Origin of the sequence: Erwinia sp. (assembly GCF_031978025.1) — a bacterium.
GTDB lineage: Bacteria > Pseudomonadota > Gammaproteobacteria > Enterobacterales > Enterobacteriaceae > Erwinia.
The window spans coordinates 1-10,788 of sequence record NZ_DALZCD010000143.1; the positions used below are offsets into that span (position 1 = coordinate 1).

Here is a 10,788-nt window from a genome sequence, read left to right on the forward strand (position 1 = left end):
GCCTGGGCGGCGACAGCGGCTTTATCGGACGCGTGGGCGACGATCCCTTTGGCGCTTTTTTGCAGGATGTGCTGCGCCAGGAGCGGGTAAATACGGATTTTATGCGCCAGCTGCCGCAGCAGCGTACTTCTACCGTGGTGGTGGGTCTGGATAAACAGGGCGAACGAACCTTTACCTTCATGGTGCGTCCGGCGGCCGATCTCTTCTTAACGCCGGATGATCTGCCCGGGTTTGCCTCGGGCGAAGCCCTGCACTTCTGCTCGATAGCCCTTAGCGCTGAGCCGTCACGCAGCGCGGTGTTTGCGGCCGTCGACCGGCTTCACGCTGCCGGAGGCTGGGTCAGCTTCGATCCAAACCTGCGGGAGGATTTCTGGAACGACCATAAGGAAATGTGTGAGGTCGTCGATCGGGCTTTCGCGGTGGCGGATGTGATCAAGCTTTCACTGGACGAGCTACAGCTGTTAACCGGCGAACAGGAAACCCAGGCCGGACTGGCCTCATTCACTGCCCGCTTCCGTCCGGCTCTGCTACTGGTTACCCTGGGGGAAGAAGGCGTGATTGTCTGTCATCAGGGCGAACAGCGCAGGTTTAACGCATCAAAGGTTCAGGCTGTTGATACCACTGGCGCGGGCGACGCTTTTGTCGCGGGTTTATTGGCGGGACTGATGCGCGAAGCAGACCCTTTACACCCCCGCGATCTTGCGGCGGCTGTCGAGCTGGCACAACAGTGTGGCGCGCTGGCCACTACCGCCAAAGGAGCCATGACCGCACTGCCCTACGCCAAACAGCTGCAAAATGCCGGGTCCGTCACAATAACGAAATCGTAACGAAAAAATCCTTTGTCAGGGTCGTCGCCGTTCTCTACTCTCCCAATCGAACCGGTTTAGCTAAACGGTAAACCCTCTGGAGAATGGCGGATGATAAAAATAAACCCTCTTGCGCTGGCCGTAACGGCGGCGCTGTTTCTTCCTCAAGTCAGCCAGGCCGACAGCGATCTCAGCGCCGTTGAACGACGCCTGAATCAGCTCGAGGCAAGGCTGCAAAAAGCAGAACACCGTGCCGATGAGGCCGAACGACGCGCCCGTCAGGCAGAGCAGCGGCTGGCACAGAATCAGACAAATTCTGCCAGTGCAGCGACGTCCTCCTCCGCTCCTGCTGTTCAGAATCCCCCCGCCATTCGGCAGGGTTCTGCACAGGCCCCGGCCGTGGTGGCTGGCCCGCAGCCGCCGGTTGCGCCGATGCCAGCCGACCAGCCGCAGGCGGCCAGACCTGCGGAAAAAACCCTCGCGGACGGTTTTGAGTTTCACGCCTATGCCCGTTCCGGGCTGATTATGAACGATTCGGCTTCCTCAACCCAAAGCGGCCCTTACCTGACGCCAGCAGGCGAAACCGGCGGCGCGGTCGGTCGTCTTGGCAATGAAAACAATACCTATGTTGAAATAAACATGGAGCACAAAACGCAGCTGGCGAATGGCGCGACTACCCGCTTCAAGGTGATGCTGGCGGACGGCCAGCGCGACTACAACGACTGGACGGCGGACAGCAGCGACCTCAATATCCGCCAGGCTTTTGTGGAGTTGGGCAGCCTGCCGACCTTTAACGGCGTTTTTGCTAACAGCACCCTGTGGGCAGGGAAACGGTTCGACCGCGACAATTTCGATATTCACTGGCTGGATTCCGATGTGGTCTTTCTGGCCGGGACGGGCGGCGGGATCTATGACGTGCGCTGGGCGGACGACCTGAAAAGCAACTTTTCCCTCTATGGTCGTAACTTTGGCAATATTGAAACCATCGATAACACCATTCAGAACTACATTGTCACCGCTAACACCTTTAGCGGCCCCTTGCAGTTTATGCTCAGCGGTCTGCGCGCTAAAGATAACGACGAGCGTGTTAATACCGCCGTGCGCAGCGATAACGCGGGCGATAGCGGCGTCCACGCCATGCTTGCCTGGCACGGCGACAGCTTCTACGGCCTGCGTGAAGGCCAGTCAAAAACGGCGCTGCTTTACGGCCACGGCTTAGGTGCCGAAGTGAAAGGCATCGGCTCCGATGGCAACCTTACCGAGCGTGCCAATACCTGGCGTCTGGCCTCTTACGGCATGACCCCGCTTAATCAAACCTGGAGCCTGGCCCCGGCCCTGCTCGCGCAGCAGAGCAAAGATCGCTATCTCTCAGGCGACAGCTACCGTTGGGTGACCGCCAATGCCCGTGTGCTTCAGGCCATTAACGAAAACTTTATGCTGGCTTACGAGGGCAGCTATCAGTATATGGATCTCGATCCTCAGGGCTTTAAAAGTCGCCAGAACGTCAGCGGCGGCTTCTACAAACTCACCTTCGCGCCTACCTTCAAGCCTGGCGATATCGGCAATTTCCTTAGCCGTCCGGAAATTCGCTTCTTCGTCAGCTGGATGGACTGGGACAAAGCGTTAGATCGCTACGCCAGCGATGACGCTTTCGGTACCAGCGGCTTTACTGCCGGCGGTGAATGGAACTTTGGCGTACAGATGGAAACGTGGTTCTGATCCAACACTTTCAGGGGAAACACATGAATTTTGAACAGATTGCCCGCCAGCTGCTGCCGCTGCTCGGCGGCCGGGAAAATATCGCTTCTGCCGCTCACTGCGCCACTCGTTTAAGACTGGTGCTGGTAGACGACAGCCTGGCGGATAAAAAAGCGATCGGCGAGCTGGAAGGCGTAAAAGGCTGCTTCCAGAACGCCGGTCAGATGCAGGTGATTTTCGGCAGCGGCATCGTTAATAAAGTGCACGCCGCTTTTATCCAGACCGCCGGGATCGGTGAATCAAGCAAAAGCGAGGCGGCCTCGGTGGCCGCCCGCAAGCTGAATCCGGCACAGCGTATTGCGCGACTGCTCTCCAATATCTTTGTGCCCATCATCCCGGCAATTGTCGCCTCAGGCGTGCTGATGGGCCTGTTGGGCATGATGAAAACCTACGGCTGGGTCAATGCGGGAAGCGCGCTGTTTGTGATGCTGGATATGTTCAGCTCGGCGGCGTTTATTATCCTGCCGATCCTGATTGGCTTTACCGCCGCCCGCGAGTTCGGCGGCAACCCTTACCTGGGCGCGACGCTCGGCGGCATTCTGACCCATCCGGCGCTGACCAACGCCTGGGGAGTGGCGGGTGGCGTGCACACGATGGACTTTTTCGGTCTGAATATCGCCATGGTCGGCTACCAGGGCACCGTTTTCCCGGTCCTGCTGGCAGTGTGGTTTATGAGCCTGGTGGAGAAACAGCTGCGTAAGATCATCCCTAACGCGCTGGATATTATTCTGACGCCGTTTTTAACGGTGATTATCGCCGGTTTTGTCGCCATGCTGGTGATCGGGCCGGCCGGTCGCGCGCTTGGCGACGGCATTTCGCTGGTATTAAGCACGCTGATTACCCACGCTGGCTGGCTGGCCGGGTTACTGTTCGGCGGACTTTACTCGGTGATTGTTATCTCCGGCGTGCATCACAGCTTTCATGCTATCGAGGCGGGCCTGCTGGGGAATCCCGCTATCGGCGTCAATTTCCTGCTGCCGATTTGGTCGATGGCTAATGTGGCTCAGGCGGGTGCCTGCCTCGCGGTCTGGTTTAAAACGCGCGACGTGAAAATTCGCAGTATCGTCCTGCCCTCCGCGCTTTCCGGACTGTTAGGGATTACGGAAGCGGCTATTTTTGGTGTTAACCTGCGCTTTATGAAGCCTTTTATCGCCGGGATCGTCGGCGGCGCGGTGGGCGGGGCTTTTGTGGTGTTGATGCACGTAGGGATGACGGCCGTCGGCCTTACTGCGTTGCCGGGTATGGCTATCGTCCAGACCAGCTCGCTGCTCTCTTATATCATCGGCATGGCGCTGGCCTTCGGCACCGCCTTTATCCTTTCTCTGCTGCTGAAATATAACGTTGAGGACAAAGCATGAGCGAAGCAAAGCTGATTAATCGCGCGCTGAAAGCGGTGATGAACAGGCAAACCGGCGACGATCCGTATCGCCCGGCCTGGCATCTTTCGCCGCAGACCGGCCTGATGAACGATCCCAACGGCTTTATCCAATTTCAGGGCGAGTGGCATCTTTTTTATCAGTGGAATCCGCTGGCCTGCGCGCACGGGGCCAAGTATTGGGGGCACTGGCGGTCGACTAACCTGATCGACTGGCAGCACGAGCCGCTGGCGCTGGCTCCAGCCGAAGAATATGAAAGCCACGGCTGCTACTCAGGCTCGGCTGTCGATCACAACGGCACGCTGACGCTGTTCTATACCGGCAACGTGAAGTTTGCTCAGGGTCGTACCGCCTGGCAATGTCTGGCGACGGTCGACCGCTCTGGCGATGTCACCAAAGCTGGCCCGGTTATTAGTCTGCCGACCGGCTACACCGGCCACGTGCGCGATCCTAAGGTCTGGCGACATCAAAATCGCTGGTATATGGTGCTCGGCGCGCAAAACCTCGCAGAACAGGGAAAAGTACTGCTGTACAGCAGCGACTCGCTGCATGAATGGGCGCTACTGGGCGAAATTGCCGGGTCGCACCTTAACGGTCTGGGCGACTTCGGCTATATGTGGGAATGCCCTGACCTGTTTGCGCTGGGCGATAAAGACGTGCTGCTGGTCTGTCCGCAGGGCCTGCCTGCCCAGGAGAAAAAGTGGCTTAATGCCCACCAGAGCGGTTATTTTATCGGCAGCCTGGATTATGCGGCAGCTCACTTTCCACACGGAGAGTTCCACGAACTGGACCTCGGCTTTGAGTTTTATGCGCCGCAAACCACGGCCGGTGATGACGGACGCAGACTGCTTTTCGGCTGGATGGGCGTGCCGGACGCAGAGGAACTGTTACAGCCGACCACGGCCAAAGGCTGGATACATATTATGACCTGCCCGCGCGAGCTAACGCTGGAACAGGGACGGCTGATGCAGCGCCCCGCGCGTGAACTGCAGCAGCTGCGCCAGCAGCGAGTGTGCTATCAGCAGACGGCCGCTTCTCTGCCAGCGCTGCCGGTCGAGCACGCCGAACTGGTTGTGCAGTCGACGGGTCGCTGGTCGGCCTGCTTCGGCGAGGCGCTGACGCTGGTTTGCGACGAGAGCGGCCTGACGCTGTCCCGCCGCAACCTGCGCAGCGGTGAAGCAGAATATCGCTACTGGACAGGCGATGTTTCGCGGCTGCAAATCCTCTGCGATCGCTCCAGCATTGAGATCTTTATCAACGACGGCGAAGGCGTGATGTCCGCACGCTATTTCCCGCAGGCTACGCCCAAAGTTGTCTGGCAGGGCGAAGCCAGCCTGAGCGTCGATTACTGGCAACTCCGTTCAGGCATGGTAGTATGATGCGCTTACTCCCCTGATATGAATGCCTGTGAATAAGCCGAAACGCGTCACCATTAACGATATCGCCAGCATGGCTGGCGTGTCCAAATCCACCGCCAGTCTGGTACTGAACGGCCGGGGCAAAGAGCTGCGCGTGGCTGAAGCGACCCGCCAGCGGGTGATGGAAATCGCGCAGATGACGCATTATCAGCCCAGCATTCACGCGCGGGCGCTGAACAACTCGCGCAGCCATACCATTGGGCTGGTGGTGCCGGAAATGACCAACCACGGCTTCGCCACGTTTTCCCACGCGCTGGAAACGCTGTGCCGCGATGCCGGTTTACAGCTTTTAATCGCCTGCACCGACGAAAACAGCAGCCAGGAAACGCTGGCGGTCAATAACCTGATCCAGCGTCAGGTCGACGGACTGATTGTGGCCTCCAGCCAGCTGAACGACAGCGAATATCAACAGCTCAGCCGCCAGCTGCCGGTGCTGCTGTTCGACCGCCACCTGGGCGAATCTATGCTGCCGCTGGTCATCTCAGAGTCGATTGTCTCTACGGCGACGCTGGTCGAGCCGATTGCCAAAGAAGTGGAAGAATTTTACTTTTTTGGCGGTCAGCCGCGCATTTCCCCCACGCGCGATCGCCTGGCCGGTTTTCGTCAGGGGCTGGCGCAGGCCAGTCTGGCGGTGCAGCCAGACTGGATCCTGCACGGCCATTACAATGCCAGCTCGGGCTACGAGATGTTTGCCGAACTGGTTATGCGCCTGGGCCGCGTGCCGCAGGCGCTGTTCTGTGCCGCCTGCGGGCTGCAGGAAGGCGTACTCCGCTATCTCAGCCAGCACAATTTACTGACTGCACCGATCAGGCTATGCAGCTTTGATGACCATTATCTTTATGACGCGCTGTCGGTAAAAATCGATACCGTTATGCAGGATAATCGCCAGCTTGCCTGGCACTGTTTTGAAACGCTGACCGGCCTGATTGACGGCAAGCTAACGGAGACGCCCCACATTTACCTGCCTGCGCGGGTAAGAAGGCGTACGGCGTAGCCTGGCAGATTAAGGGTGTACCAGAGACACGCCTTTTTCTCGGAAGGCCGCCAGTGTCTCCGCCGGCAGATCGGCTTCCACCACCAGCTGCGTCAGCTCTTCACAGGCTGCCACGGTATAGCGCGCCACGCCGGGGATTTTTTCCCGGGTTACGGCCACGATAATTTCCTCACTGCGACTTTTTAGCGCTTTTTTAAACTCTACGTCTTCGTAATCAAATCCCGTTAAGCCCTCTTCGCTGTCCAGCGCGCAGCCGCCCAGAAAAAGTTGATCGAAACGAATGTCCTGGATCTGCGAAAAAGCGGTGATCCCCAGGCTGCCGCCCGTTGCTTTGTGCAGGCGGCCGCCAATCATAATCACCTCACAGCGCGGCAGCTTCATCAACGCCGCCGCGATAAGAGGCGAATGGGTCACCGCCGTCAGCGCCACATCCGGCGACAGCGCGTGGGCGAAGGCCAGGTTAGTGGATCCCGCGTCGATAAATATCACGCTCTGCGGGTTAACGAGGCGACTACAGGCCAGCCCCAGCCGGGCTTTTTCCGCACTGTTCTTTTCAGTGCGGGCCAGCAGATCGCCCGGAGAAGCCAGCACGCTGACCGCGCCGCCATAGACTTTTTTACAAACCCCTTCGCGCGCCAGCTCCTGAAGATCCCGACGCACGGTATGTTCGGAGACGTTTAGCTGTTCGGCCAGCGTTGCGCAGACCACCCGCCCCTTTTCCAGCAGTTGCTGTCGGATTAGGGTTTGCCGCTGCTGAGGGAAAGCCGCATAATCGAGCATAAAACCTCTTAAATAGCCTTGAAAAGTGCACAATACAGCATACACTATCAGTCGTTCAGAGGTTGTCAACTTCCCCTTACCCGAGGAGTCGCCCCATGAAGCTGCCCGATATCGCTTTTCTGCATGAACTGGCCGACGTGGCTGACCGGCAAACCCTGCCACGCTTTCGCAGCGGCGAAAATCTTGCCGTCAGCAGTAAGCCTAAAGAGGGATTTCGTTTTGACCCGGTTACCCTGGCTGACCGCGAGGCGGAAAAAGCGCTGCGAGCACTGATCGCGCAACGCTATCCTGCGCATGCCATTCTGGGTGAAGAGTTTGGCCTGAGTCAGGGCGAGGATCAGGCGCCTTGCTGGGTGCTGGATCCGGTAGACGGCACTCGCCCGTTTCTCTGCGGCCTGCCGGTCTGGGGCACCTTAATCGGTCTGCTGCATCAACAGCGCGCGGTCATGGGCATGATGAGCCAGCCTTTTACCGGCGAGCGTTTTTACGCCGACGGCGCGCAGGCCTGGGCTGAAGGGTCTTATGGCAAGGTTCCCCTGCAAACCCGGCGAAACATCTCGCTGGATCAGGCTATTTTGCACACCACCTCGCCGGAATCGCTGAGCCGGACAGCATTGCATTTTGACGATCTGGCTGACGCCGTGTTGATGACCCGCTATGGCGGCGAATGCTACGCCATGGCGATGCTGGCCGCCGGTAAAATTGATATTTGCGTTGAGTTCGCCCTTCAGCCGTATGACATCGTGGCGCTGATCCCGCTGATTGAACAGGCAGGCGGCGTAGTTACTACCGCGGATGGCGGAAGGCCTGAAGCCGGCGGCAGCGTTATCGCCAGCGGTTGTCCTCGCCTTCATTCGCAAATTTTGTCTATCTTAAACTGACACTTTATCCCATTCGGAGTATGACCACTCATGCCTGACCATGCCGATACGCTGCACCAGACCGCTGGCGCAACGCCCGCCAAACGTGAGCAAAACGCCACGCGAGCCATGTTTTTCGTCGCGGGTTTCGCCACCGCAGGCTGGTCCGCGCTGGTGCCTTTCGCCAAAATGAATACCGGCGTGAATGACGGTACGCTGGGGATGCTGCTGCTCTGCCTGGGCGTGGGCGCGCTGGTGGCGATGCCGATGACCGGCCATCTCACAACGCGCTTTGGCTGCCGGGCGGTGATGACCGTCGCGACGCTGGCCTTCTGTCTGATGCTGCCTTTGCTCTCCGTTATCCCCAGTCCCATCCTGCTGGCGCTGGCGCTGCTGGTATTCGGCATGGGCGTGGGTACCACCGACTGCGCGATGAACGTGCAGGCAATCCTGGTGGAGAAAGCGGCGCCTGCACCGATGATGTCCGGCTTTCACGGTTTTTACAGCCTGGGCGGTATTGTTGGCGCGGCCGCGGTCAGTGGCCTGATGGCAAGCGGGCTTTCCCCTTTTGCCGCCAGCCTGGCGGCTGCCGTGTTCTCGCTGCTGCTGCTGGGCTACAGCTTTCGCGGCCTGCTGACCTATGCCAACCCGCCGGAAGGTCCGCCCTTCGCTCTGCCGCACGGCGCCGTGCTGACGATTGGTGCGATCTGTTTTGCCGTGTTCCTGGCGGAAGGCACGGTGCTGGACTGGAGCGCGGTATTCCTGACCGAGCACCGCGCCATGCCGGACACGCTGGGAGGGGTGGGCTTCGCCTGCTTTGCTACAGCAATGACCGTAGGCAGGCTGACCGGCGATCGTATCGTGGCCCGCTTTGGCCGTGAAAGAGTGGTGGTGGTGGGCGCGCTTACCGCTGCCGTCGGCCTGGCGCTGCCGGTACTTGTTCCTTCCTGGCAGGTTGCGCTGGTCGGCTATATGCTGATCGGCATCGGTTGTGCCAACATCGTGCCGGTCATGTTTACCGCCATTGGCAGGCAGAAAAGTATGCCGCAGGCCGCGGCCGTACCGGCCGTCACTACGCTCGGCTATATCGGCGTGCTGGCCGGCCCGGCGACCATTGGCTTTGTTGCCCATCTCAGCTCGTTGCCGGTCGCTTTTATTATGGTGACCGTGCTGATGCTGCTGGTGGTGGCGCTGTCCCGTCGCGTGCGTATGTAGCAGGCCCGCAGCCGTTGGCCGATGCGGCCTGCCTGCCCCTCTGTGATAAAAGGTGAGCTGACAGCAGGTTCGGGGCGGGCTAAGGGCGTTCTCGTCCGGCCCGTCTTGATAAAGCACCGCCGGCTTGGGGCCTCGTCAGGGCGTTAACGGTGCAGCGCCCGTCAGGTGACGGGCCACCGCTTCGGCATGCTCCGCCACCTGGGGCAGGCCCATCAGTTCGCCAAAGCGCCCGCGCGCGGCTGGCCCTACCACATACAAATGCGGATTGGCTTCGCCCTGGTGGTTTACCGTGCGCGACTGCGCGTCAACAAGAATGCCCAACGCCAGCGGATCTGCCTGGATTATCTTTTCCCCGGCCAGCTGGTTGAGCAATGCGTCACTGGTCAGCAGCGCATTGTGCGCCGGACCGGTAGTGATAAGCAGTTTGTCGACGATAAGAGACGTTTCGGGGCCTTTTCGCGGCCGTAATCTCAGCACAATCTGCCGCCCCTGCGCCTCTACGGCGACCAGCCTTGCGGCCAGCACGCGCAGCTGCCCGCTGTGTTGCCAGGCCTGCAGCGCCTGGCTGACCTGCGGCGCAATACGGTAACGATGGACGTCCCACCAGGAGCGTAAATGACGCAGAAAGCGGCGCTGCTCTCGTAACGGCAGTCTCTGCCAGATTTGCTGCGCATGCGCGCGGATATCATCCAGCACCAGCTGCCAGGGCTGGTTTTCAGCTGCCGCCTGAGTCACTTCCTGACGCACCCGCCGCAGCCAGCCATGCGCGGTAAGGGGTGCCTGCCGATAATCGAGTAAACGGGGCGCATAGTCACCGCTGACGTTATCGCGCGGCAGCTGACCCCGCCTTGAAAAAGCCGTCACCGGGCCGTGGTGCCCGCGCGCCGAAAGCGAAGCGACCATGTCGGCCATGGTCAGGCCCGTCCCCACGATCGCCACCCGATCGTTCGCATTGATCGCTTCCGGCGCCTGCGGATGCCAGGGATTGGCAATCAGCCCCGGATGGCCGGTCAGCGCCTGTTGCACAAGGTGCGGTACGGCAGGCGGCGGATGGCTGATCGCCAGCACCACGTCATCCGCCCGCAATATTTTGCCGGAAGCCGTCGTCACGCGCCCGTCACGCAGCGCCACGGCCCGATCCTGACAGTGCTCGAGCCTGACGCCGGATTGGGCAGCCTGATAAAATTTTTCCGCCACGTAGGCCCCAAACCAGGCACGCTGCGGATAGACTTTGCCGTCATGCCAACAGGCGGCGGCATCCTGCTTCTCTGCACCGGACTGCTGATACCAGCGCGCAAAATCCCCCTCTTCCGCTGCGGAAAGCTGCATCCGGGCTGCGGGGACATTGATACGGTGCGCGGGATCGGTCGTGCTGTAGGCAACGCCCTGGCCCAGCTGCGCGCGGGGTTCGACTACCGTTACCTTTAGCCGCTCGTCGCCCAGCCGGGCAAGATGGATCGCCAGCGCCGTACCGGTAAAGCCGCCGCCAATAATGACAATATGTCGCTCGGTCATACGCTGTCCCGGTTAAAAGAGTTCAGAGCCAGCTTTCGCTAACGTGACGGCTTCGCCCGACAGGAC

Annotated in this window: 9 protein-coding genes; 7 read left to right on the forward strand and 2 right to left on the reverse strand. The window is 59.9% G+C overall.

The window, feature by feature from the left end; genetic code table 11:
* From RTK32_RS12700 to RTK32_RS12720, 5 genes are all read left to right on the forward strand, one after another.
* On the forward strand, window positions 1–827 hold an 827-nt coding region (locus RTK32_RS12700; RefSeq protein WP_312044470.1), incomplete at its 5' end, for an aminoimidazole riboside kinase.
* A gap of 90 nt (window positions 828–917) precedes the next feature.
* Window positions 918–2,525 (forward strand): carbohydrate porin, encoded by a 1,608-nt coding sequence (locus RTK32_RS12705; protein ID WP_312044471.1) that lies wholly within the window; start codon window positions 918–920, stop codon window positions 2,523–2,525.
* Window positions 2,526–2,548: 23 nt separating this feature from the next.
* Window positions 2,549–3,922, forward strand: coding sequence for a sucrose-specific PTS transporter subunit IIBC (locus tag RTK32_RS12710; protein ID WP_312044472.1), 1,374 nt, complete (start codon window positions 2,549–2,551; stop codon window positions 3,920–3,922).
* Window positions 3,919–5,319 (forward strand): sucrose-6-phosphate hydrolase, encoded by a 1,401-nt coding sequence (locus RTK32_RS12715; protein WP_312044473.1) that lies wholly within the window; start codon window positions 3,919–3,921, stop codon window positions 5,317–5,319. The genes RTK32_RS12710 and RTK32_RS12715 overlap by 4 nt, the downstream gene beginning before the upstream one ends.
* A 28-nt stretch (window positions 5,320–5,347) precedes the next feature.
* Window positions 5,348–6,352: a LacI family DNA-binding transcriptional regulator gene (locus RTK32_RS12720; protein WP_312044475.1), complete on the forward strand. Its 1,005-nt coding sequence runs from the start codon at window positions 5,348–5,350 to the stop codon at window positions 6,350–6,352.
* 9 nt (window positions 6,353–6,361) lie between these two features.
* On the opposite strand, the gene RTK32_RS12725 is transcribed toward RTK32_RS12720, so the two are convergent.
* Entirely contained in the window at window positions 6,362–7,132 is a 771-nt protein-coding gene (locus RTK32_RS12725) for a DeoR/GlpR family DNA-binding transcription regulator (protein ID WP_312044476.1), read from the reverse strand.
* A 95-nt stretch (window positions 7,133–7,227) separates the two neighbouring features.
* Here RTK32_RS12725 and hisN point away from each other — a divergent pair, with 95 nt between their 5' ends.
* A complete protein-coding gene (gene hisN / locus RTK32_RS12730) occupies window positions 7,228–8,013 on the forward strand; it encodes a histidinol-phosphatase (protein WP_312044478.1) in 786 nt (261 codons plus the stop codon).
* Between the two features lie 30 nt (window positions 8,014–8,043).
* The gene (locus RTK32_RS12735; RefSeq protein ID WP_312044480.1) at window positions 8,044–9,207 is read left to right on the forward strand and encodes an MFS transporter; all 1,164 of its coding nucleotides are present in this window, start codon (window positions 8,044–8,046) and stop codon (window positions 9,205–9,207) included.
* Between the two features lie 135 nt (window positions 9,208–9,342).
* Here the strand turns inward: RTK32_RS12735 and RTK32_RS12740 are convergent, their stop codons facing one another.
* Entirely contained in the window at window positions 9,343–10,722 is a 1,380-nt protein-coding gene (locus tag RTK32_RS12740; protein ID WP_312044482.1) for an FAD-dependent oxidoreductase, read from the reverse strand.
* Between the last annotated feature and the right edge of the window lie 66 nt (window positions 10,723–10,788).